Below are 23,472 nucleotides of genomic sequence, written 5' to 3'. Positions count from 1 at the left end.
TCCTTGTTTATTGCTTGAGTAAAGATTCGTTATGGCCAGCGGCCTGCGCCGCCTCGCCTTGCAGGCGCTGCCATTCGTCGTGTGCCAGAAACAGGCCGGCAGCGCTCCATACCGCGAGGCTGATCAACAGCCGCTGCAGTGTCAGCGGCTTGCCGGCAGCCAGATCCAGCATCAGCATGAAAACCGCCAGACTCCAGCCACGCAGCGGCATGCCGTACAGCAAGAGATAACGCCACTTGCCGCCTGCGGCCAACCTTTGCCAGCCGGCGTAATCATGGCGGATCAAACCATCGCGCCAGTAAGCGTAGCTGCGCAAAAACAGCAAGAGCAGCAACACCGGCAGCGCAAAACAGGCCAGATTGACCGGCCGTAACGCCGCCTCGGCAAGGCCGTAATGCAGCGACGAAAACAGCAGTGCCAACGGTGGCACCAGACAAAGTTGCTGCCACAGCGGCCAACGTTTTGTCGGCATGGCTTTGCGTTCAGGCAACTTCACGCTCCAGCTTTTGCCAGTCGTAATGGGCAAACAGCGCGCCCAGCAGCCCCATGGCCACCAGATCCGCCAGCAGGCTGCCGACACCCGGCATCACGCCGGTGGCCGCCCATTCAGCGGCAGTAATCAGATAAGCCAGCGCGAGGCCCTGCCCCAGCGCGCCGTGACGCAGCAAAAAGCGTGGCTTGCCGGCGGCAATCAGCGCCTTCAGGCCGGCGGCGTTGTCTTCGCGCAGACTGTTGAGCCAGCCTTCGCGATGCAGCATCCACCAGGCGTACACCAGCGAAATCACGATATGGGTGGCCAGCATGCCGAAGCTCAGCTCGGCGTTATCAAACAGCCAGCCCAGCAAGGCCAGCAAGGTGCCCAGCGGCACGGCGATTTTCAGCAGCGCCAGCGCGACGGTGTTCATATTCACTTGTTTTGCTCCAGTTCCAGATACAGCGCGGCCAACTTGTCGGCCTCGGCGGCCCAGCTGTACTTTGCCAGTACCGCCTGCTTGCCGGACAAGCCCATCAGTCGCGCGCGTTCGTCATCGCCCAGCAGCTCGGCAATCGCATCGGCAATCGCCTGCGGGTCTTCGGGGTTTACCAAGAGGCCGCAATCGGCGTCCTCGATAATCTGCCGCCACAGCGGAAAATCACTGGCAATCACCGGCATGCCGGCGGCCATGTATTCAAACAGCTTGATCGGCAGCGACTCGACATAACTCGGCGTCGGCAACAGCGTGACGAGGCCGATCTTGCTTTCGGCCAGCACCCGCGCCACACCGGCGCGATCGAGCACGCCCAAGTCATTCACGCGGCTCCAGCCGGCTTCGCGCTCAAGTTGAGCTTTCAGGTCCGGCTCGCTCCAGATACCGGCCAGATTCAGCCGCGTATCGGTGTCCGGCAGCGCGGCGATAATCGGCGCGATGCCGCGTGTACGGCTGATGCCGCCGAGGTAACACACCTCGTTGCGGCGGCAGGCCCACGGCGTGTCGCGCACGAGTTCGGCCAGAATCGGATAGTTGCAGACGTCGATCACTTTCTTCGCGCCGGCACGGGCGAAACGGTCGCGGATCACCGGCGTGGCGGCGACAATCGCGTCAAAGCGCCGCGCCGCGTAGTCTTCCAGTGTCTCGACGCCACGCGACACCCACGGCCGCGCCAGCTCCGGAATCCAGTGTTTGGCCAGCACCTGACGCGGCACGTCTTCGTGCACGTCGTAGACGATGCGGATACCGGCCTGCTGCAAGCGCAGCGCGGCGGGGATCAGCTCCGGGTCGTGAAAATGCGCGACATCCGGCATCAGCTGCAGCGTCTTTTCGTACACGCGCTTGACGGTGCCTGTCATGCGCGAGAAGCGGCCACCCGATTTGGGGCCGACATCATGCAGGCGCACGTCGCGGTTGATCTCGTCGCCCAGACCGTCGGCGACAATCAGATGCACCTCGTGGCCCGCGGCGGCGAGGCTCGCGCACTCCTTCACGAAGATGCGGATATCGTGGCGCGGATGCGCGCTGGTGAGATGGGCGATTTTCATTCGGTAACCTTATGGCGAGCCGGTCAGCTCGCGGTAAATCTGCGCAAAACGCGCCATATTCGGCTGGTGCAGGCCTTTGTCGGCCACCAGCTGGCGGTTAAGCCTGGCCGCAGCCTGCAGTTGTTCATCGTCGGCCGCGCGCAGCAGCTGGCTTTTCAGCGCCTCGCCCAGCCGGTTCACGTCTTCGACAATCGCGCCGTTGACGCCGTCCAGCACCCATTCGAGGTTGGCCGGCAGGTTGGACAGCACCGGCAGGCAAGCGTGCCCCATTGCCTCCAGCAGGCTGATGCTGGTGGCGTCCGAGCGCGGCACGCTGACAAACACGCGTGCGTCACGGTAGCACTGCGCCAAGACTTCGGGCGCGACAAAGCCGGTGAAGTGCACGCGTTGCAGGCCCAAGCTTGCGGCCAAGGTTTTCAAGGCTTCGGTCTCGCTGCCGCTGGCGGCAACCGTCAGCGTCCACGCGGCAAAGCGCGCATCGGCCTCGATATCGCGCCAGGCGCGGATAATCGCGTCAATGCGGTACAGCGGTTTGTGCAGGCGGCAGGACAGCACGTTCAGCGGCTTGGCGGCGATATCGGGTTCATCAGGCAAGGCATCCATGCCGAAATTCAGAACCTCCATGCGGTAGACGTCAGCCAGCTCGCGGCACACCGCAGCCATATTGAGCGAATCACTGGTAATCGCATCCGCCGCGGCAAGGTTGGCCGCGACCATCTTTTTCATCAGCCGGTTTTGTTTGGGCAGCAGCAGCACGTCCGAGCCCCACACCGTCAGCACCTGCGGGATGTTCTTGCCGGCCAGCGCCCGCCGCGCATGCCAGGCCACGCTATTGGCCTGATGCACATGGGCGATGTCGGGCTGGATCTCGTCTATCAGCTGCGCGATGCGCCGCGCGGTGCCGATGGCCTTGAGGCTGAAATCCACCTTCAGCACGCGACCAAGCTTGGCCACACGGTAGCGCTCGGGCAGCTCGCCACTGGTGACGAGGTGAATCTCGCTGACATGCGGCGCGATGCCGGCCAGATAGCGGAAGGTGTGTACCGAGGCCGAGCCGATCAGCAGCAGCTTCATGCGTCTTGCTCCAGTTCGTGTTGCAGGGCGGTGCAGAGCTTGGCCAGCTTGCGCTCCAGCGCCGCATCAGCGCCTACCGCGATATTCATCGGCAGATTCAGCACCGTTGCGGCCAACCTTTCACCGCTGGGCGCATCGCCAGGCCGATAGCCGTGGCGGTAGCTGCCAGCCGGGTGGATCACATCATCAAACCACACGCCGATATTCAGGCCGCTGGCCGCTGACAAACGTCGCGCCAGCGCGGCCTTGTCCGCCACCGGCCGTGGCAGGGCAAAGGGGTAACGCACCCAGTGCGTGTCGGGCGCATCCCACTGCCGCAAGCGTGGCAACTGCGCCAGGGCAGCGTGGTAACGGCGGGCCAGTTCGCGCTTGTGTGCCAGCACGACAGGCAGGCTGGCCAGCTGACGGCGCAGCAGCACCGCCGACAAAAGCGGCATGGCACGGGCCGGATGCGGCTCGCCGTGAATCACCTCGCCATCGCCGGAGCGGTACACCAGCCCCAACCTGCGGGTAATGGCCATGCTGATACGGCCGATTTGCGGCCAACGTGCGCTCAAGAGATGCGCTTTCAGCGTGGCCAGCAGCCGCCATTCGTCGAGACAAGGCAGCTCGGGCAAGTCTGCTTCTGGCAAGCTGCTACCGGCCGGCAACAGCGCAAAACCGCCAATGCCGCCGGTAAGATTCTTGGAGTATTCAAAGCTGAAAAATGCGCCATCGTGATAAGTGCCCAGCCACTGGCCGGTGCATTTCGAGGCAAAGCCATGCGCCGCGTCATCGACAAAGCGCACCAGCCGGTGTTTTTCGCGCAGCCAGGTCGGCACTTCGCAGGCCACACCAAAATTATGCGGCACCACCACCACGCGGGTATGGCGGCTGATGGCATCGTCCAGCGCAAACCAGTCCAGATTCAGGCTGTCGCGGCCAACATCGACAAAGCGCACCTTCGCACCGGTGGGCGGCACCTGATTGGGTACCACCACGCAGGTGAAGGCCGGAATCAGCACCTCGTCACCGGCCTGCACGCCGTGCAATTTCAGCAAGGCGGCAAAGGCGGCGCGGCCGCTGTCAAACAGCACGATGCGCGCGGCCTCGACCTCAAACAGATTGGCCAGCTCGAAGCGCAAGGCCGCACGATGGTGGCGACGGCCACGCAGCATGGCAGGCAGCGCCGACACCAGCTGCCACAGCGTCAAGGAATTACCGGTCAGCATAGCGGCTTCACCTTGCGTGCCGGTTGGCCGGCATACACCCAGCCGCGCTCGATCACGCCCTTCACCACACTGCCCGCGCCGATGGCCACGTTGTCGCCGATCACCGTGCCCGGCAGCACGATGCAGCCCGCGCCGATGAACACATTATTGCCAATCACGATATCGCCATCGACATGGCTGTGGATAAACGGCGTAGCCGACACCTCGGCCGGAATGCTGTTGCTGTGACAAAAAAACTGGCAACGCGGGCCGATGGCGACCTGATCGCCAATCTGCAAGCGATTGCGGCCGATCAGCGCATAAAAATACGGCGCGAGATGGCTGTGCGCGCCCAGCTGCAAACGGCCGGCAGCGGAGGTCAGCACATCGCCGCCCCAGTACAGCCGCGCATGTGCGCCCAGCTGCAAGGCCGCCGGCCTCACCCGCACCGACGGATTCACCCGCGCCGATGCGGCCAACCTTGCGCCGCGCAGCTGCAGCCAGATACGCCACAACAACAGCAAAATACGATCAGACATGCTTGATTTCCCTTGGCCGCAACAGGCGGAACACCCACGCCACATAGGCGGCAAAATAAATGGTCATCACGCCGGACATCACCGCCAGCGCCAGCATCGCCTCGCGGCTGGCCAGATAAACCGCAGCAAACACGGCCAGATTGACGATCACGCCAATCAGCACAAACACAAACGATGCCCGCTGGCGATTGATCACCATCGGCACCATGAAAGCCGGCCCGGCGACAAAGGCCGCCGCGAAATACGGCGTCAGCAGCGCCGCGATCTCGCCCGCGCCGCGCCACGGCTCGCCAAACACCAGCGCAAACAGCGGCCCGCCCCACAAGGCCAGCAGCGAAAACGGCACCACCGCCAGCGCCGCCAGCATCAGCAAGGCACGCTTGAGCATGCCGGATAGCAGCCGGCCATCGCCCGCCGCCTCGGCCAGATCACGAAACACCACCTGCGACACCGCCTGCCCCACCATCGCAGCCGGCAGCTTCAGCACCCGCAACACCAGCGCGTACTGGCCGACGATCGCCGCGCCGGACAAGCTGGCCAGCAATGCCAGCATCAGCGAATCCTGCAAGGCCACCACAAAGGCGTGCGGCGTGTTTACCAGCGGAAACTCGCGATAACGGCGCGCCTCGGCCAGTACTTCCGGCCGCGCAGGCCCACGCAAAAAGGCAAAACGCGCGGCGATATCGGCACGCGCCAGCGTCAGCAGCGCCAGCGCCTGCCCCGCCAGCTGCGACACAATCAAGCCGCCAGCCGCAAGGCCAGACCAGCCCGCCGCCACTTGCAGCAAGGACACACCCAGCGACTGCACCACCCGCCCCTGCGCGTTGGCCGCATAACGGCGCTGGCGGTTATTCCACGCCGTCCACGCCGCCACCCCACCGGCCAGCCACACACCAACAGGCAAAAGCGGCAGCCAGTTGGCCAGCGCCGGCGCCTTGAGCAAGGCGGCGATATCGTCATGCCACGGCCAGAACAGCAGCAGGCACAGCACCAGCAGCACGGTATTGATAGACAGCGACAACAGCATCAGCCGCGCCGCTTCCGGCTCGGTCTTGGGCAGTACCACCGCCATGTCGTAACGGCCGGTGGAGATCACCGCCAGATTGGACAGCCAGGCGACAAATACCGCCAGCACGCCAAAATCGGCCGGCGAATACAGCCGGGTAAGCAGCGGCGCAAACAGCAAGGGCAGCAACTGTGCCAGTGCCGCCCCGCTTGCCAGTGTGGCCACATGACGGGCAAAACCGCCTGCGGCCAAGCTTTGCCAGAGACTACTCAATTAAGCCAGCGCCTTCTTGACTGCCGCCACGATCGCATCCTGCATTTCTTCGGTCAGGAATGGATGCATAGGCAGGCTCATCACGCGCTTGCCCGCAGCCTCGGCCACAGGGAAGCTGCCCTCGCCCAGCCCCAGATGGGCAAAGGCCGGCTGCAGATGCAGCGGGATCGGATAATGCACGGCTGTCGGGATGCCCATTTCCTGCAGCGCCTTCTGCACCGCCTCGCGATTGTCCACTTCGATGGTGTACTGCGCATAGACGTGGGTATTACCGGCGGCAATCACCGGTACGCGCGCGACATCGGCCAGCAGCTCGCTATAACGCGCGCCGATACGCGCACGTGCCACGACTTCGGGCTGGAAGCTCGGCAGTTTGGCCAGCAGTACGGCGGCCTGGATGGTATCCAGACGACCATTCAGGCCGATCACCGGATGGTGGTAGCGGCGATCCTGGCCGTGCACGCGGATCTCGCGCATTTTCTTCGCCAGCTCGTCGTCATTGGTGAACACCGCACCACCGTCGCCGTAGCAGCCCAAAGGCTTGGACGGGAAGAAACTGGTGGTGCCGATGGTGCACAGATTGCCGGAACGCTTGCCGTGCTGGCTCGCGCCAAAGCTCTGCGCGCCGTCTTCGATCACCGGCAGATTGTGCTTCTCTGCAATCGCGTTGATCGCGCTGAAATCGGCACACTGACCGTACAGGCTCACCGGCATGATCGCGCGGGTGCGTGGCGTGATGGCGGCTTCGAGCTTGGCAGGATCGAGGTTGTAAGTCACCGGGTCGATATCGACAAACACCGGCACCGCACCCAACAGCGCAATCATCTCGCCGGTGGCGATAAAGGTGAACGGCGTGGTGATTACCTCGTCGCCCGCCTTCACGCCCAGCGCCATCAGCGCGATCAACAGCGCCTTGGTGCCATCGCACACGCCGATCGCGTGCTTGGCGCCGGTGTAGGCCGCCAGCTGTTCTTCCAGCTGCTTCACTTCCGGCCCCATGATGTACTGGCCGTGATCGAGCACCGCGTGGATGCGCGCGTCGATATCGGCTTTCAGATGCTGGTACTGCGCTTTCAGATCAATGAACTGGATGGACATATCTCAACCTTGAATCAGGATCAAACCGGCGCGCAGTGATTGCCGCCGATATCGTAACGTTGGCCGCAAGCCGCGCATTCGTGCTCGCCGATGCTGTCGGGCAGACGCTCGCCGCACTGGCACATCCAGCCGATGCGTTTGGCCGGGGTCCCGACCATCAGCGCATAAGGCTTCACATCGCGGGTCACCACCGCGCCGGCACCGATGAAGGCGTATTCGCCGATCTCGTGGCCGCAAACCACGGTGGCATTGGCACCGATGGTCGCGCCGCGTTTTACCACCGTGCGGCGGTATTCGTTCTTGCGGCTGACGTGGCTGCGCGGGTTGTTGACATTGGTGAACACCATGGACGGGCCGCAGAACACATCGTCTTCCAGCGTCACCGCGTCGTAGATCGACACATTGTTCTGCACTTTCACGTTGTCGCCGATGATCACATCGTTGCCGACGAACACGTTCTGCCCAAACGAACAACGCGCGCCGATGCGCGCCTGGCTGCAGATATGCACCCAGTGCCAGATGCGGGTGTCTTCGCCGATCTGCGCACCGTCATCGACGATGGCGCTGGGGTGGACGGTGTAGGCAGCCATCTCAGTACTCCAGCGGCAGGCAAATGCGCTTGCCGTCACGGGCCGAGCGGTACAGGCCGATCAGCAGTTCCAGCGACTTCAGGCCTTCGCGGCCATCAGTTTCCGGATCGGCTTCGCCACGCATCACATTGATCACATTGTCGTAGTACAGCGGATGACCAAAACCGTAGACGCTGGTGGTGGCGTAGCTGGCGTTCTTGATCTCGTCATCCATCGCGTGCGGCTCGGCGAATTCCCAGTGCTGAATTTCGTTGACGGCCACACCGCCGATGCGCACGGTGCCCTTCTCGCCGAGGATGGTGATCGAGCCTTCGAGGTTTTTCGGGTAGGTCAGCATGGTCACGTTCATGCTGCCCAGCGCGCCGGAGCGCCACTTGAGGCTGACCACGCCGCTGTCTTCGACTTCGATATCACGCGCCAGCGTCGCAGTGTAAGCCTGCATGCTCTCGACCGGGCCGACGATCCAGTCCAGGAGGTCAACATAGTGGCTGGCCTGATTCATGAAGGCGCCGCCGTCGTATTCCCAGGTGCCACGCCATTCGGCCTGATCGTAGTAATCCTGCGGGCGCGTCCAGAACACATTGACGTTGACCATGTAGATGCGGCCGAAGCGCTTTTCCTTCACCGCGCGCTTGAGCAGCTGCAGCGTGGCGTTGCGACGGTTCTGCTTGACCACGAACAGGCGCTTGCCGGCTTTGTCGGCAGCTTTCACCATGTCCACGCCATCCTGCCAGCGGGTAGCCATCGGCTTTTCGGTCATCACATGAAAGCCAGCCTCGAAGCTGTCAATCGCCTGTTGCGGATGCAGGCCGGACGGGGTGGTCAGAATCACCACGTCAGCTTTGCTTACCGCCAGCATGTCTGCCAGCGTGGCGTGGCCTGTCGCACCGGTGCGTGTCACGGCTGCCGCCAGTGCGGCCGGGTCGGTATCACACACGTCTACCAGCTCGCAGCGCTCGGCATGCTTTTCGATGGCGCCGAAATGGTTGGCCGCAATGCGGCCGCAGCCGACCAGCGCGAAGCGGATCTTGCGGTCGGTAATGGTTTCGTAACTGATCATGATGCTCGCAACCTCGGTTGTCTTGTGTCCGCCACCACGTGGCGCTGGCTGCCAGCCCGCATCTTGCGGCCAACTCTCGCCACAAGCCCCCGGGCAGCGGCAGCCGGTATCAAATCAGCAAGCGGTTCTTGCTGTGCAGATTGTGTTCTTTCAGGCGTTTGACGAAGTCGCCAAACTCCAGGCCGTACAGCCCTTCGAGCTGTTCGGCTTTCTTTTCCAGCTTGTCCCAGCTGGTCGGCGACGGCTCACCCTTGAAGGCAAACACCGCGACATTGCCGTGGGTGGCCGCCGGCAGCTCGATCACGCGGCCTTCGAACACCGCCAGCAGGCGCTCGATAAACTGCTGGTAACGCTTGTCGCCGCTCCACCAGTTGGTGGCAAACACGCCATGGGCGGTCAGCGCACGGTGGCAATCAGCGAAGAAATCTTCGGTAGTCAGCGCGTCGATGATCTGCAGGCCGTCAAAGCCGTCCACCATGATCACATCGGTCGATTCGCGAAACACCTTCACATACTCGGCACCGTCGGCCTCGACAATCTCGAAGAAATCGCCCTCGGGCGGCAGCTGGAAAAACGCGCGCGCCACGGCAATCACTTGCGGGTTGATGTCAACCGCCACGCTGATGGCATCGGGCAGGTATTCGTCTATCCAGCGCGCAAACGAGCCGCCACCCAGGCCGATCTGCAGGATATGGCGCGGATCGTCCTGCCACAGCAGAAAGCCCATCATCGAGCGGGTGTAGCTGAGCACCAGCTCGGTCGGGTCGTCGAGGCTCATCGAGCTCTGGATGGTTTCCGAGCCCAGATGCAGCGAACGGATGCCGTCCTGCTCGGAAATATCGACTTCCGGCATGTCTTCGACGCTATTGCGCACGCGACGGCGGAAAGGGTGGACCGCTCTATGCGCCACAGCCATCCTCCTTGTCGGCCACTTTCGGACGCGAATCCAGAATGCTGATGGTGCGACGCGGTGCGGCCAACGTTGCGCCGTCTTCGTCGTCTTCAACCATTGCTACCGGATCGCGGAATTCTTCCTTGTCGAAGGCCATATCGCCATCGGCAAACGGCGCATCGCCGGTCTTCAGGCCGACAAAGTCGAACAGTTTCGGGTCAGCCAGATGCGAAGGGACGACATTCTGCAGCGCGCGGAACATGCTCTCGACGCGGCCGGGGAAACGCTTGTCCCAGTCGTTGACCATTTCCTTCACCACCTGGCGCTGCAGATTCGGCTGCGAGCCGCACAGATTGCACGGAATGATAGGGAATTCGCGCAGATCGGCGTAGCGGATCAGGTCCTTCTCGCGGCAGTAGGCCAGCGGGCGGATCACCATATGCTTGCCATCGTCCGACACCAGCTTCGGTGGCATGGACTTGAGCTTGCCGCCGTAGAACATGTTCAGAAACAGCGTGTGCAGGATGTCGTCGCGGTGGTGACCAAGCGCGATCTTGGTCGCGCCCAGCTCGTCGGCCACGCGGTAAAGAATGCCGCGACGCAGGCGCGAGCACAGGCTACAGGTGGTCTTGCCTTCGGGAATCACGCGCTTGACGATGCTGTAGGTGTCTTCCTCGATGATGCGGTACTCGACACCGATGGATTCGAGATACGCCGGCAGAATGTGCTCGGGGAAGCCCGGCTGTTTCTGGTCGAGGTTGACGGCAACGATGGAAAAGTTGATCGGGGCCGATTTCTGCAAGCCCAGCAGGATGTCCAGCAGGCTGTAGCTGTCCTTGCCACCGGACAGGCAGACCATCACGCGGTCGCCCTCTTCGATCATGTTGAAATCATTGATGGCGGCGCCAACGTGGTGACGCAGGCGCTTGGCCAGTTTATTGCCCTCGAACTGGGCCTTTTTGGCCTTGTCTTCGGTGCTCAGGGACATCTCGCTCATGGCTTGCTGCTAAGAAATTGAAAAACCGGACATTTTAGTCGCAATCTGCCGGCCTTGGCCATGCGTGGCGGCGGCAATTCTGCAAATATTTCTGACAAGCCGGCGGCCATGCGATGGCCGCCTGCGACACTTTGTCGCATCGACGCACCCGCCCCGCTCGCCTAGCATGCGCACGCCCCGAAACCGAGATTCCCGATGAAAACCGTGCGCCTTGCCTTCAAGCTTCACCGCTATCTGTCTTATCTGCTGTTTGCCCAGCTGCTGTTCTGGATACTCGGCGGTGCGATTTTCGCCATCATTCCTTTCGATGACATTACCAAGAGCGGCAATGTCGTCGCCAAACCAGCCGTTACCCTGCCGCAGGGCTGGTCACATCAACTGGCCACCGTCACTGCGGCCAACATCAGCCAGATCAGCGCAATCCAGACGCCGGCCGGCGCAGCCTTCAAGCTCAAGGGCAAGGATGAGACCTTGCTGATCCAGGCCCGCAATGGCCAGCCCCTGCCCAAGGCCGAGCGTATGGCCATCGCCCGTTTTGCGCTGACCATCTACAAAGGCGAGGGTCAGCTTGTCGAGGTGAAACGGATTGACGAGACAGAAACCCGCCTGCTGATTGTCGACGAGTTGTATGGCCAGACCGGCGTGTGGCAGGCGAGCTTTGACGATGCCTACGGCACGCGCCTGTATTTTGACGGCAACAGCGGCGAATACCTGAAGGCACGCAATAATTACTGGGTGCTGTTCGACCTGTTCTGGCGACTGCATGTGATGGATTACAGCGCGGGAGAAAACTTCAACAACTGGCTGCTGCGCATTGCCTCGGTGCTGGCACTGCTGTTCTCGATCTCCGGCCTGATCCTGACCTGGAATGCCGCAAGGCGCGAGCTGTCACGCCAGCCGGCCAAGGCGGTGGCGCAGGCGGCAAAACAGGGCGTTTAAGGGGTCATGCCCCACTTGCGGCCAACGTTGGCCGCAAGCTCATTCCTGCCACCAGTGGCCCGCCTCGCGCAGCTGCTGCCATTCTTCGCGGCTCAGCTGCAGGCGGCAACCGACACCGGCCGCATCCGGATACACATCGGGCTTGCAGGTTTCCACCGTCACCGCCTGCACACGCAGATGGCTGAAGGCGATATCGACCAGCTTGCCCAGCAGGTATTCCTGGGTATCAAACACGCGATCGGCCACCAACTGCTGCGCGCCCAGACGCAGATAGTCATAGTCGATCACCAGACCGATATCGTCGCGCAGCGGCACCAGCTGGTCGACCTCCAGCGTGAAGTTGAAACGCATACGCTGGCGTACGCCACGTTCGAAATCGTGAATGCCGATAAAGCACGGCAGCGCCAGATCGCGCAGGAAAATCTCGGCTTTCATCAGCCCTCCACCACAAACATCACATCACGCGCCAAGGGCAGCAGGTGCTGGCCGTCGTCCACATTCAGAATCTGGCCGGTAATCTGCGCCGCTTCGGCCAGGAAGTGCACCGCTGCCGCCACCGACTCGGGCCGGGTGCCCTGCCCAAGCGCCGTCATCCGGTGGGCGCGGTCAAAGTTGGCCTGCGTCTGCTCGCCGCTGAGCAAAGTCAGCCCCGGTGCGACGGCGTTGACGCGCAGATGCGGCGCAGCCGACATCGCCTGCATGCGGATACTGCCTTTCAGCGCCAGCTTGGACAGCGTGTAGGAGTAGTAATCCGGATTCAGATTATCCAGCTTCTGGTCGAGGATATTGACCACGCTGCCGCGCGCATCATGCGCACGCAGATAATCGCCAAAGGCGGCGGCCAACCTGATTGGCGCGTGGAAGTTCACCCGCTGCTGCTGCTCGAAGGCTTCGGGTGAAAAGCTGGTGAATCCGTCTTCGACAAACAGCGCAGCGCTGTTGACGATGCAATCGAGCCGGCCAAAGTCGGCCACCACTTGCGTAATCAGGCCGGCAAAATCGACATCGGCCGCGCCCAGATCCAGCGGGTAACAACGTGCCTGCGGCAGGCTGGCGGCAAAGCTCGCCGCCTCCGTGGCCGAATGATGGTAATGCACGGCTACCGCCCAGCCGGCGGCGGCAAAAAATTCGGCAATATTGCGCCCCAGACGCTTGGCTGCGCCGGTGACCAGAACCACCTTCATGCTTGTCCTTTCGATGCTTTGACTGTCTGCGCCGCGCCGGCAGCAGCGGCAGCACAAGGAGCCCTGTTATATACTCGACATCCCCGAGACTGACAACGATCGCACCATGAATCTGCCGCAACCCTCTGCCGAAGCGCTGGCCGTCAGCCAGCAACTTAGCCTGACCATCGCCGCCGAAGTGGCGGCCAACGAGGGCTGGCTGCCTTTTTCGCGTTTCATGGAGCTGGCGCTGTACGCGCCCGGCCTCGGTTATTACAGTGCCGGCAGCCGCAAATTCGGCGAGGCCGGCGACTTTGTTACCGCACCGGAGCTGACGCCGCTGTTTGCGCAGACACTGGCGCGCCAGCTGGCCGAACTGCTGCCGCAGACCAGCGGCGAGATCATCGAATTCGGCGCCGGCAGTGGCAGGTTGGCCGCAGACCTGCTGAGCGCGCTTGATGCGCTGGGCTGCCTGCCGCGTCGCTACGCGATTATCGACCTGTCACCGGATCTGATCGAGCGCCAGCAGGCGACCATCGCCAGCCTGCCCGAGCATCTGCGCACTCGCGTCGAGTGGCTGTCCAGCCTGCCCGGACAGGTTGACGGCATTCTGCTGGGCAACGAAGTGCTCGATGCCATGCCGTGCGAACTGGTATTCCGCGACGAACAGAAACAGCTGAAGCAGCGCGGCGTCACCATCCGCGACGGGGCTTTCTGCTACGAGGATCGCGACTTTGCCGATGCCGCGCTAGCCGAGCTTGCGGCCAACCTTGTGCCGGACATTCCGCGTTACGAAAGCGAAATCAGCCTCGCCAACCGCGGCTTCATCCACACCCTGGCCGGCGTGTTGCAGCGCGGCGCGATCATCATGATCGACTACGGCCACAGCGCCGGCGAGTACTACCACCCCGAACGCAGCATGGGCACCCTGCTTGGCCACTATCGCCACCATACGGTGCAAGACCCGTTCTATCTGCCCGGCCTGATGGATCTGACCTGCCATGTCGACTTCAGTGCGGTGGCGCAAAGTGGCATCGATGCCGGGCTGGACCTGATCGGCTACACCAGCCAGGCACAATTCCTCGTCAATGCCGGCATCACCGATTTGCTGTCACATCTGGATGCCGACAATGTCAAAACCTATCTGCCGCTGGCCAAGGCGGCACAACGCCTGCTGTCGCCACAAGAGATGGGCGAAACCTTCAAGGTGATCGGCTTTGGCAAGGACATTGCCATAGACTGGTGCGGCTTTGCCGACGGCGATCGCTGCTACACGCTGTAAGCTGCACAAAAATTTCATCACAAGCGTTGACAGCCCGGAATCGCCTGCGTATAGTTCGCGTCTCCGGTGCAGACGCGCCGGTAGATGTGGCGAATTAGCTCAGTTGGTTAGAGCGACGGAATCATAATCCGCAGGTCCGGGGTTCGAGTCCCTGATTCGCCACCACACAGTTTGCGAAGTCTGATTTGTCAGATTTCACGGCGAATTAGCTCAGTTGGTTAGAGCGACGGAATCATAATCCGCAGGTCCGGGGTTCGAGTCCCTGATTCGCCACCAAAACGAAAAAAGCCAGCGCAAGCTGGCTTTTTTCATTCCTCTTTCGCATCGCCCCTCCCCTCGCACTTCAGCCCCGTTCGGCAAGTAAGCCATACTCAGCACTCACCCATCATCAGCTCTTGCACCACCACCTGCCCGGCAAATCGCACCGCGATAAACCTCGCATCAATATCATCACTTTGCGTCACGCAAGCGGCATGTTACGGTGAATAATCCGGTCACAGACTATCGCCAGCCAGGCCGAATTCCACACTTGCAAAATGACTGAAATTTTCAAAATCACGTATTTCTAACAAAATATTTAGCGATATTACACATTTTGCGGAACCATCTTTGGCTGACGGCTTCGTATCAGAAACAACTTACAGGAGACTGATATGCACGCAACCCCACTGATCTCCACGCTGGTCGGCGCGCTGCTGGCAGCCTTTGCCCTCGGCATGCTGGCCTTGCGCCTCAAGCTGCCACCGCTTTTGGGCTTTCTCTGCGCCGGCATTATTGTCGGCCCCTTTACCCCCGGCTTTGTTGCCGATGCCCACCTGGCCGCGGAGCTGGCCGAGCTGGGCGTGATCCTGCTGATGTTTGGCGTCGGCCTGCATTTTTCGATCAACGACCTCTTGTCGGTGCGCCGCGTCGCCCTGCCCGGCGCCATTGCCCAGATCGGCGTGGCGATTGCGCTCGGCTATGGCATGTCGACCTTTCTCGGCTGGAGCATGGCCGAGGGTCTGCTGTTCGGCATGGCGCTATCGGTTGCCAGCACCGTGGTGCTGCTGAAGGCACTGGAAGACCTCGGCCAGGACAATAGCGAAGGCGGCAAGATTGCCATTGGCTGGCTGGTCACCGAAGACCTCGCCACCATTCTGGCGCTGGTGATGATTCCTGCGCTGGCCGGACAGTCTGCGGCCAACCTTGGTGACACCCTGCCGGCGCTGCTGCTGACGCTGGGCAAGGTCGCCGCCTTTGTCGCGGTGATGATGCTGGTCGGCAAGCGGCTGATTCCTTGGCTGCTCGAATACATCGTTTACACCGGCAGCCGCGAGATGTTCCGCCTCGCCGTGCTCGCCATTGCGCTGGGCGTGGCCTTTGGTGCCTCGGTGCTGTTTGATGTGTCGTTTGCACTGGGCGCTTTCTTTGCCGGCTCGGTGCTGGCCGGCTCGCCCTTCAGTCATCGCGCCGCCGAAGAAGCCATGCCGCTGCGCGATGCTTTCTCGGTGCTGTTCTTTGTCGCCGCCGGCATGCTGTTTGACCCGAAAATCCTGCTGACCGATACCTGGGCGGTCCTTGCCACGCTGGCCATCGTGATTGTCGGCAAAGGCTTGGCCGCCTGGCTGTTGATGGCGCTGCTGAAACGCCCGCACGAGCAACGCTGGCTGATTGCGGCCAGCCTTGCGCAGATTGGCGAGTTTTCCTTCATTCTCGCCGGCCTCGGTCTGCAGCTGGAAATCCTGTCGGCACGCGCCCACGGTCTGGTGATTGCCGCGGCCATCCTGTCCATCTTGCTGAATCCCTTCCTGTTCCGCCTGCTGCACAAGCATTTGCCGGCCCGCCCGCCACAGTCTGCCTGAGCGCGGACCGCCCCGCCCGCGGGGCTCCGCAGCGGCCGGCACACTGTGCTAGAATCGCAAGCTATTCATTTGCCAGCGAAAACCCTGAAAGCGGTGTGTGATCCCGCGGTAATCGCTGGCCTTTATTTTTCTGGCGGCCATCGCGCAGCCAAGCAGGGCAGATACAGCAGGCATGAAAAAGGTTTACATCAAGACATTCGGCTGCCAGATGAACGAGTACGACTCGGACAAGATGGCAGATGTACTGGGCAATAGCGAAGGCATGGTCAAGACCGATAATCCGGAAGAGGCCGACGTCATCCTGTTCAACACCTGTAGCGTGCGCGAAAAGGCACAGGAGAAAGTGTTCTCCGACCTTGGCCGCATCAAGCCGCTGAAGGAAGCCAATCCCAATCTGATCATCGGCGTCGGCGGCTGTGTGGCCAGTCAGGAAGGCGAAACCATCGTCAAGCGCGCGCCGTATGTGGACGTGGTATTCGGCCCGCAAACCCTGCATCGCCTGCCGGAGCTGATCAAGAGCCGCCAGAACAGCGGCGCCTCGCAAGTCGATATTTCCTTCCCCGAAATCGAGAAGTTCGACCACATTCCGCCAGCCAAGGTCGAAGGTGGCGCGGCCTTTGTCTCCATCATGGAAGGCTGTTCCAAGTACTGCACCTTCTGTGTGGTGCCTTACACCCGCGGCGAAGAAGTGTCGCGTCCGTTTGATGACGTGCTGACCGAGATCGCCGGCCTGGCCGCACAGGGCGTGAAGGAAATCACCCTGCTGGGCCAGAACGTGAATGCCTATCGCGGCGTGATGGCCGATGGCGAGATTGCCGACTTCGCCCTGCTGCTGGAGTACGTACACGAAGTGCCGGGCATCGAGCGCCTGCGCTTTACTACCAGCCATCCGCGCGAATTCAGCCAGCGCATCATCGACTGCTACGCCAAGCTGCCGAAGCTGGTTTCGCATCTGCATCTGCCGGTACAGAGCGGCTCAGACCGTGTGCTGTCGGCGATGAAGCGCGGTTACACCGGCCTCGAGTACAAATCCATCATCCGCAAGCTGCGCGCGCTGCGCCCGGATCTGTGCCTGTCGTCCGACTTCATCGTCGGCTTCCCCGGCGAAACCGAGGCTGATTTCGAAGCCACGCTGAAGCTGGTGAAAGACATGGAGTTCGACTTCAGCTTCGTCTTCATCTACAGCCCGCGCCCTGGCACGCCTGCGGCCAACCTCAGCGACGATACCCCGCACAAGGAAAAGGTACGCCGCCTGGAGGCACTTAACGAGGTAATCGAGGCCAAGGGCTTCGAGATCAACCAGAGCATGGTAGGCACCGTGCAGCGCGTACTGGTGGAAGGCGTCTCGAAGAAAGACCCGGCGATGTTGGCCGCACGTACTGCCAACAACCGCGTGGTCAACTTCTACGGCCAGCCACGCCTGATCAATCAGATGATCGAGGTTGTCATCACAGAAGCACACCCGCATTCGCTGGGTGGCGAAGTGCTGACCATGGAAAGCGCCTGAGCATGAAAGCCCTGCTGTTACCTGCCCTGTTGCTGCTGGCCGCCTGCGCGACCACACCGCCAGTCGCGCAGATGTCCTGCCCGCAACTGGCCGAGGACATCCTCAGCACCCATGCCGCCCTGCAGCAGGCACGCAACAGCAAGGAAAGCCCGGTCAAGCTCAATATCGGCCTGGGCCGTATCATTGGTAATGGCAGTATTGCCATCGACTTCGGTGTGCCACTCGGCACACCGACGGTTGATGCACAGCGGGTGGCCGGGCTGGAAAACCGCCTGGCCGAACTCAAACGCTGGCACGCCCAGAAGGCTTGCCCGGGCAGCCAGTCCAAACCCTAAGACACAGCATGCATTGCGATTATTCCTTTCTGCCGGTAGACAATGAACGCCTGGCCCGCCTCTGTGGCGTGCTGGACGAAAATCTCAAACAGATCGAAACCGGGCTGGATGTTGTGATCCAGCACCGCGCCGAGCAATTCAGCATTCGTGGCGAACAGGCCGCCAAGGCCTTGCAGCTGCTGCAACGCTTTTACCAGCTGGCGGAAAAACGCGATCTGGCCATCAATGATGTGCAGCTGGGCCTGGTCGAAATTCGCAGCCAGCCGGAGCCTTCCGCCGCGGGCGAGGCCGAGGAAGAGCACGTGGTGCTGCACACCCGCCGCCGCGACCTCAAGGGTCGCACGCCGCGCCAGCGCCAGTACATCCGCAATGTTTTCGCCCACGACATCACCTTCGGCATCGGCCCGGCCGGTACCGGCAAGACCTATCTGGCCGTCGCCTGTGCCGTGGACGCGATGGAGCGTGACCTGATCAAGCGCATCGTGCTGGTACGCCCGGCGGTCGAGGCCGGCGAGAAGCTGGGCTTTTTGCCCGGCGACCTCGCACAGAAGGTCGACCCTTACCTGCGCCCTTTGTACGACGCACTGTATGACCTGATGGGTTTTGACAAGGTGGCACGGCTGTTTGAAAAAGGCCTGATCGAGATTGCGCCGCTCGCTTACATGCGCGGCCGCACGCTGAACAACGCCTTCATCATTCTGGATGAAGCGCAGAACACCACGCCGGAACAGATGAAGATGTTCCTGACCCGTATCGGCTTCGGCTCGAAAGCGGTCATCACCGGCGACATCACCCAGATCGACCTTGCGCGTCACCAGAAGAGCGGCCTCGTCGAAGTCGAGCGCATTCTTAACAAGGTGCGCGGCATCTGTTTCCATCATTTCCAGAGCGAAGACGTCGTGCGCCACCCGCTGGTGCAGAAGATCGTTGACGCCTACGACCAGTATCACGCCAAAGACAATGAAAAAAGCCAAGCGTAATCATGTATTGCAAAGGTTGGCCGCAAGGCTGGAGCTGACGCTCGAAGACCGCCTCGAAACCGAACAGGCGCTGCCGGAAGGCAAGCTCTGGCGCCGCTGGTGCCAGGCAGCGCTGCAGCGCGAGCATCGCAAGGCGCAGATCTCGCTCCTGGTGGTGGACGAAGCTGAAGGCCGCCAGCTCAACCGCGATTATCGCGGCAAGGACTACGCCACCAATGTACTGTCCTTCGCGCTGAACGAGGGCGATACCGTTGCAGGCTTGCCATTGTTTGGTGATCTGGTATTTTGCGCCCCGGTCGTGGCACGCGAGGCCGCCGAACAGGGCAAGAGCCTCGAAGCGCACTACGCGCACCTGGTGGTACACGGCATGCTGCATCTGCAGGGCTTTGACCACGAGGCCGACGACGAAGCCGATATCATGGAAAATCTTGAAACTGTGATCCTGGCAAAGCTAGGATATGCAGACCCTTACGCAGCGGAGAAACACTAAGCCATCATGGAAGATTCCAGTAAACCCTCGCCCAACTGGTTCGAGAGACTGCTGAACCGTTTTACCCACGAACCGGAAGACCGCGAAGAACTGGTATCCCAGTTGCACGCCGCCTTCGAGCGCAATGTGCTGGATGCCGAGTCGCTGGCCATGATCGAAGGCGTGCTGTCCTTCTCCGAGCGCTGCGTACGCGAAGTCATGGTACAGCGCAGCCAGATGGACGTGATCCGGCTGGAAGACCCGATAGACAAGGTCTTGCCGCATGTGATCGAGCTTGGTCACTCGCGCTTCCCGGTCATTGGCGAGGATAAGGATGACGTCAAGGGCATCCTGCTGAGCAAGGATCTGCTGCGTTACTGCCTGCAACCGCAACAGTTCAGTCTGGAAAAATCACTGCGCCCGGTCGTCTTCGTGCCGGAAACCAAGCGGCTGGACAGCCTCTTGCGCGAATTCCGCACTACCAAGACCCATATGGCCATCGTCGTTGACGAATACGGCGGCGTCTCCGGTCTGATCACCATTGAAGACGTGCTGGAAGAAATCGTCGGCGATATCGACGACGAGCACGATCTGATCGAATCCGAAGAAGACATCGTGCCGGTACGCGGCGGCCGCTTCCGCGTGCTGTCCACCACCTCGATCGAGGACTTCAACGAGTATTTCGAATCGGCGCTGCCCGACGATGAGGTTGACACCATCGGCGGTCTGGTGACGGCCAACCTCGGCTATGTGCCGACTCGTGGCGAAGGGCTGCAGCTCGAAGACTGGCATTTCACCGTGATCCGCGCCGACAGCCGCCGCCTGCAGGCTTTGCTGGTCGAGCGCCGCGCGGCACCCAAGGACTAATCATGCTGCAAGCCACCGCCTTGCTGGGCCTGGTGCTGGCAAGCGGTGCTGCCAGCAGCCTCGCCTTTGCCCCCTATCGTCTGTTCCTGCTGATGCCGCTGCTCTTGGCGGCACTGCTGTTTGCGGTACAACGTTGGCCGCAACGCACCTTTCTGCTCGGCTGGCTATGGGGCCTCGCCGCCTATACCAGCCAGTTTTACTGGATCTACATCAGCCTGCACGATATTGCCGGCCTGCCGTGGCCACTGGCCGGCACGCTGACCCTGCTGCTGCCCGCCTATCTGGCGCTGTTCCCCGCGCTGGCAGTCTGGCTCAGCCAGAAACTGGGCAGCGGGCAGACCAGCCGCTGGCTCTTGTTGTTTCCGGCCTTCTGGACAGTAGGAGAATGGCTGCGCAGCTGGCTGCTGACCGGCTTTCCGTGGGGGGCTATCGGCTACAGCCAGATTACCGAAAGCCCGCTGGCCGGCCTTGCCGCGGTCACCGGCATTCACGGTGTCAGCTATGCGGTGGCGCTGTCGGCCAGCCTGTTCTTGCTGATCATGCAGTGGCAGCGCAAATGGCAGCTGGCGCTGTTTGCCAGCCTGCTTGCCGGCCTGTGGAGCGGCAGTCACTGGCTGAAGCAGCAGCAATGGACCACACCAGCCGGCGAGCCGCTGAATGTCACCCTGCTGCAGGGCAATATTCCGCAGTCGCTGAAATGGGATCCGGCCATGTTCGAAGAAACGCTGGCCACTTATTACCGCATGGTGGCCACCGCCCCGCCAAGCGACCTGATCCTGCTGCCTGAAACGGCGCTGCCGGTCTTCCTTGGCGATTTGCCATCGGGCTTTCTGACCATGATCAATGGCGAAGCCGAGCGCAACAACAGTGTGCTGATCAGCGGCATTCCTCGCCGCACCCAGGATGGCAGCGGCTATCTGAATGCCGTGGTGGTGCTGAATGACCCGAGCGCACCCTACTACGCCAAGAATCACCTGGTGCCGTTTGGCGAGTTCATTCCGCTGCCGGCGATTACCGGCTGGCTGTACCGCTATATGAATATGCCGCTGTCGGGCTTCAGTCGCGGTGGCGACATGCAAGCGCCGCTAGCAGTCAAGGATCAGCGCATTGCCTTCAATATCTGTTACGAAGACGGCTTTGGCGAAGAGCTGATCGGCCCGGCGGCCAAAGCCACCATGCTGGCCAATGTCAGCAATCTGGCGTGGTTTGGCCAGAGCAATGCCATGAGCCAGCAGCTGCAGCTGTCACAGGCACGGGTGCTCGAGACCGGCCGCCCGATGCTGCGCGCCACCAATACCGGCATGACCGCCATCATTGCGGCCAACGGTGAGGTGCAGACCGTCGCCGCCCCGGACTTGCGCCAGAGCCTGAGCAGCCGCGTGCAAGGCATGCACGGGCTGACGCCGTATATGCAGTACGGCAATCAGCCGGTGCTGCTGTTCTGCGCTGCCCTTCTAACATTTGGCCTCGTCTTGCGGCTGTGGCGACATTACCGCACCGAGCGCCAGCTGGAGCGCTGACATGAAAAAAGGCAGATCCGCGGATCTGCCTTTTTCTTGCCTAGTGTCCCTGAGGGGTGCCTCAGACGTGGAAGCGCGACGCCATCTGCCGCAAATCCTTGGTCAGGCCGTTCAGCTCGTTGATAGCTTCAGACGCCCGCGAGGACGACTGGGCATTATCCGCTGCCGCCAACGCAATCTGCTCGACATGGCGGGTGATTTCCTCACTGGCATGGCCCTGCTCGCTCAAGGCCTGCGAAATATCGTTGACCACCGTCACCACGCTGCTGGCACTTTCGCGGATCTGGCGAATCGACTCGCCGCCCTGCTCGGCCAGCGCGAGGCCGGACTTCACGCGGCCAACCGCTTCTTCCATATTGCGCCGCGAGGCTTCCGAGCCACTCTGGATCTCGTTGATCATGCCGGCAATTTCCTGGGTAGCCGAGGCGGTACGCTCCGACAACTTGCGCACTTCATCCGCCACCACGGCAAAACCGCGGCCCAATTCGCCAGCACGTGCCGCCTCGATGGCGGCGTTCAGCGCCAGCAGATTGGTCTGGTCGGCAATATCCTTGATCACCTGCATAATGCTGGAGATGGTCTGGGTTTTTTCGACCAGATCGGCAATGGTGACAGCCGCCTGATCAACCGCCGTGTTGATGCGCTGCATCTCGCCAACCGCCTGCGAGATCACCTCGCCACCTTCACTCGAGGTCTTGCCGGATGAGCGCGAGACATCGCGTGCATGTTCGGCCAGCTCGGCAATCTGGCGAATGCTGGCACTCAGCTCTTCGATCGAGGCGGCCATATCGGTAGCCGAGCGGCTTTGCTGATTCGAGCTTACCGCCACCGCGTTGGCATTGCTGCTGATCTGGTTACCCATGCCGGCAAGGCGATCGCTGCTATCAACAATACCGCCGACCAGACCACGCAAATGCTGCTGCATATTGGCTACGGCAGCCAACAGACTGTCGTTATCACCCTGACGCAAAGGCACCGGTACATTCAGATCGCCCTCGGCAATCTGGCTGACGATCTGGCGCGTCAATGCCGGCTCGCCGCCCAGCTGGCGCATCACTACACTGCCGGTACGGAAACCGACCAGGATCACCACGGCCACCGCCATACCGATAACGGCCAGCAACAGCAATGCCGACTCGACAATCGCAGCCTGCACATCATCAAGATAAACACCGGTACCCACCACCCATTTCCAGCGCGGTGTAGTTGCCAGATAAGACAACTTGGGCTGCGGCGTATCAAAACCCGGCTTGTCCCAGACATACTGGGCAAAACCCTTGCCGCTGGCCTGGGTCTCGCGCTTGAACAGTTCACCCAGATTGACACCGGTCGGATCCTTGATATCGAACAGATTCTTGCCGGTCAGCTGCGGCTTGACGCCGTGGGCGACCCAGCTCCACTGGGTATCAAAGGCAAAGAAGTACTCGTTGACGTCATAGCGCATGGTATTGAGCACAGCGGCTGCCTGGGCCTTGGCCTCGGCATCAGACAACTTGCCGGCTGCGGCAAGGTCTTCGAAGCCTTTCAGTACTGTCATCGCGGACTCGGTCAGGTTGCGCACCTTGTCTTGCCTATCCTGGATCAGCGTCTGACGCTCGAAATACAAGGTAATCCCGCCAACCAGAAATAGCAGGATGGTGACCAGAATAACCTGCCATTGCAGCCGTCTTTTGAGAGACATTCCCTGTTGCTGACTCATGCGTCCTCCGCTTGCTGACAACACTTATTAATATCGTGGTCTGCAAGATGTAACAGCTTATCTACAAAGCGACAAGTAGCACTTACCCAAGACGGGAATAAAAATGCCCGGCAAATGCCGGGCAAAACCGCTCA

Annotated in this window: 24 protein-coding genes and 2 tRNA genes; 11 read left to right on the top strand and 15 right to left on the bottom strand. The window is 61.5% G+C overall.

The features are described 5' to 3' along the window. Positions 1 to 7: 7 nt before the first annotated feature. From ACZ9W6_RS16415 to ttcA, 12 genes are all read right to left on the bottom strand, one after another. Complete coding sequence (locus tag ACZ9W6_RS16415) at positions 8 to 490, bottom strand: hypothetical protein (protein WP_465192257.1); 483 nt, start codon at positions 488 to 490, stop codon at positions 8 to 10. Further along, a complete protein-coding gene (locus ACZ9W6_RS16410; protein ID WP_465192256.1) occupies positions 483 to 911 on the bottom strand; it encodes a hypothetical protein in 429 nt (142 codons plus the stop codon). Before ACZ9W6_RS16410 ends, ACZ9W6_RS16415 begins: the two co-directional genes overlap by 8 nt. Then, complete coding sequence (locus ACZ9W6_RS16405) at positions 908 to 2,017, bottom strand: glycosyltransferase family 4 protein (RefSeq protein WP_465192255.1); 1,110 nt, start codon at positions 2,015 to 2,017, stop codon at positions 908 to 910. Before ACZ9W6_RS16405 ends, ACZ9W6_RS16410 begins: the two co-directional genes overlap by 4 nt. Before the next feature lie 9 nt (positions 2,018 to 2,026). Continuing rightward, entirely contained in the window at positions 2,027 to 3,091 is a 1,065-nt protein-coding gene (locus ACZ9W6_RS16400; RefSeq protein WP_465192254.1) for a glycosyltransferase, read from the bottom strand. Continuing rightward, positions 3,088 to 4,302, bottom strand: a complete 1,215-nt coding sequence (locus ACZ9W6_RS16395; protein WP_465192253.1) for a DegT/DnrJ/EryC1/StrS family aminotransferase — start codon at positions 4,300 to 4,302, stop codon at positions 3,088 to 3,090. The genes ACZ9W6_RS16400 and ACZ9W6_RS16395 overlap by 4 nt, the downstream gene beginning before the upstream one ends. After that, a complete protein-coding gene (locus tag ACZ9W6_RS16390; protein ID WP_465192252.1) occupies positions 4,296 to 4,820 on the bottom strand; it encodes an acyltransferase in 525 nt (174 codons plus the stop codon). Before ACZ9W6_RS16390 ends, ACZ9W6_RS16395 begins: the two co-directional genes overlap by 7 nt. Further along, positions 4,813 to 6,099, bottom strand: a complete 1,287-nt coding sequence (locus tag ACZ9W6_RS16385) for a lipopolysaccharide biosynthesis protein (RefSeq protein ID WP_465192251.1) — start codon at positions 6,097 to 6,099, stop codon at positions 4,813 to 4,815. Before ACZ9W6_RS16385 ends, ACZ9W6_RS16390 begins: the two co-directional genes overlap by 8 nt. Next, positions 6,100 to 7,197 (bottom strand): DegT/DnrJ/EryC1/StrS family aminotransferase, encoded by a 1,098-nt coding sequence (locus ACZ9W6_RS16380; RefSeq protein WP_465192250.1) that lies wholly within the window; start codon positions 7,195 to 7,197, stop codon positions 6,100 to 6,102. Positions 7,198 to 7,217: 20 nt separating this feature from the next. Next, positions 7,218 to 7,787: an acyltransferase gene (locus ACZ9W6_RS16375; protein WP_465192249.1), complete on the bottom strand. Its 570-nt coding sequence runs from the start codon at positions 7,785 to 7,787 to the stop codon at positions 7,218 to 7,220. 1 nt (position 7,788) lies between these two features. After that, positions 7,789 to 8,847, bottom strand: a complete 1,059-nt coding sequence (locus ACZ9W6_RS16370; RefSeq protein ID WP_465192248.1) for a Gfo/Idh/MocA family protein — start codon at positions 8,845 to 8,847, stop codon at positions 7,789 to 7,791. Between the two features lie 109 nt (positions 8,848 to 8,956). Continuing rightward, positions 8,957 to 9,763, bottom strand: a complete 807-nt coding sequence (locus tag ACZ9W6_RS16365; protein ID WP_465192247.1) for a polyamine aminopropyltransferase — start codon at positions 9,761 to 9,763, stop codon at positions 8,957 to 8,959. Further along, complete coding sequence (gene ttcA, locus ACZ9W6_RS16360) at positions 9,747 to 10,736, bottom strand: tRNA 2-thiocytidine(32) synthetase TtcA (protein WP_465192246.1); 990 nt, start codon at positions 10,734 to 10,736, stop codon at positions 9,747 to 9,749. The genes ACZ9W6_RS16365 and ttcA overlap by 17 nt, the downstream gene beginning before the upstream one ends. 195 nt (positions 10,737 to 10,931) lie before the next feature. On the opposite strand from ttcA, the gene ACZ9W6_RS16355 reads away from it, so the two are divergent. After that, positions 10,932 to 11,675, top strand: coding sequence for a PepSY domain-containing protein (locus ACZ9W6_RS16355; RefSeq protein ID WP_465192245.1), 744 nt, complete (start codon positions 10,932 to 10,934; stop codon positions 11,673 to 11,675). Positions 11,676 to 11,714: 39 nt separating this feature from the next. On the opposite strand, the gene ACZ9W6_RS16350 is transcribed toward ACZ9W6_RS16355, so the two are convergent. Together ACZ9W6_RS16350 and ACZ9W6_RS16345 are read right to left on the bottom strand one after the other, a co-directional pair. Continuing rightward, complete coding sequence (locus ACZ9W6_RS16350) at positions 11,715 to 12,110, bottom strand: dihydroneopterin aldolase (RefSeq protein WP_465192244.1); 396 nt, start codon at positions 12,108 to 12,110, stop codon at positions 11,715 to 11,717. Then, positions 12,110 to 12,859 (bottom strand): SDR family oxidoreductase, encoded by a 750-nt coding sequence (locus tag ACZ9W6_RS16345; protein ID WP_465192243.1) that lies wholly within the window; start codon positions 12,857 to 12,859, stop codon positions 12,110 to 12,112. The genes ACZ9W6_RS16350 and ACZ9W6_RS16345 overlap by 1 nt, the downstream gene beginning before the upstream one ends. A gap of 106 nt (positions 12,860 to 12,965) precedes the next feature. Here ACZ9W6_RS16345 and ACZ9W6_RS16340 point away from each other — a divergent pair, with 106 nt between their 5' ends. The 10 genes from ACZ9W6_RS16340 (at position 12,966) to lnt (ending at position 21,639) form a co-directional block, all read left to right on the top strand. After that, positions 12,966 to 14,120 (top strand): class I SAM-dependent methyltransferase, encoded by a 1,155-nt coding sequence (locus ACZ9W6_RS16340; RefSeq protein ID WP_465192242.1) that lies wholly within the window; start codon positions 12,966 to 12,968, stop codon positions 14,118 to 14,120. A gap of 88 nt (positions 14,121 to 14,208) precedes the next feature. Continuing rightward, positions 14,209 to 14,285 (top strand) — tRNA-Met (locus ACZ9W6_RS16335). Positions 14,286 to 14,319: 34 nt separating this feature from the next. Continuing rightward, positions 14,320 to 14,396: transfer RNA gene (locus tag ACZ9W6_RS16330), tRNA-Met, on the top strand. A gap of 377 nt (positions 14,397 to 14,773) precedes the next feature. Continuing rightward, positions 14,774 to 15,961: a cation:proton antiporter domain-containing protein gene (locus ACZ9W6_RS16325; protein ID WP_465192241.1), complete on the top strand. Its 1,188-nt coding sequence runs from the start codon at positions 14,774 to 14,776 to the stop codon at positions 15,959 to 15,961. 172 nt (positions 15,962 to 16,133) lie between these two features. Beyond that, positions 16,134 to 17,468, top strand: coding sequence for a tRNA (N6-isopentenyl adenosine(37)-C2)-methylthiotransferase MiaB (gene miaB / locus ACZ9W6_RS16320; RefSeq protein ID WP_465192240.1), 1,335 nt, complete (start codon positions 16,134 to 16,136; stop codon positions 17,466 to 17,468). Positions 17,469 to 17,470: 2 nt separating this feature from the next. Next, positions 17,471 to 17,803: a hypothetical protein gene (locus ACZ9W6_RS16315; RefSeq protein WP_465192239.1), complete on the top strand. Its 333-nt coding sequence runs from the start codon at positions 17,471 to 17,473 to the stop codon at positions 17,801 to 17,803. A gap of 8 nt (positions 17,804 to 17,811) precedes the next feature. After that, positions 17,812 to 18,783 (top strand): PhoH family protein, encoded by a 972-nt coding sequence (locus tag ACZ9W6_RS16310; protein ID WP_465192238.1) that lies wholly within the window; start codon positions 17,812 to 17,814, stop codon positions 18,781 to 18,783. Next, entirely contained in the window at positions 18,764 to 19,273 is a 510-nt protein-coding gene (gene ybeY / locus ACZ9W6_RS16305) for an rRNA maturation RNase YbeY (protein WP_465192237.1), read from the top strand. The genes ACZ9W6_RS16310 and ybeY overlap by 20 nt, the downstream gene beginning before the upstream one ends. 6 nt (positions 19,274 to 19,279) lie before the next feature. Continuing rightward, positions 19,280 to 20,119, top strand: coding sequence for an HlyC/CorC family transporter (locus tag ACZ9W6_RS16300; RefSeq protein ID WP_465192236.1), 840 nt, complete (start codon positions 19,280 to 19,282; stop codon positions 20,117 to 20,119). Between the two features lie 2 nt (positions 20,120 to 20,121). Next, positions 20,122 to 21,639 carry an apolipoprotein N-acyltransferase gene (lnt, locus tag ACZ9W6_RS16295; protein WP_465192234.1) on the top strand — a complete coding sequence of 506 codons (1,518 nt, stop codon included), beginning with the start codon at positions 20,122 to 20,124 and terminating at the stop codon, positions 21,637 to 21,639. A 61-nt stretch (positions 21,640 to 21,700) separates the two neighbouring features. On the opposite strand, the gene ACZ9W6_RS16290 is transcribed toward lnt, so the two are convergent. Further along, entirely contained in the window at positions 21,701 to 23,320 is a 1,620-nt protein-coding gene (locus tag ACZ9W6_RS16290; RefSeq protein WP_465192233.1) for a methyl-accepting chemotaxis protein, read from the bottom strand. Positions 23,321 to 23,472: the final 152 nt, after the last annotated feature.

Source organism: Vogesella lacus, assembly GCF_979366295.1.
Note: the sequence above shows the minus strand (reverse complement) of the source record. Positions and strands in the feature narration are given on the sequence as shown.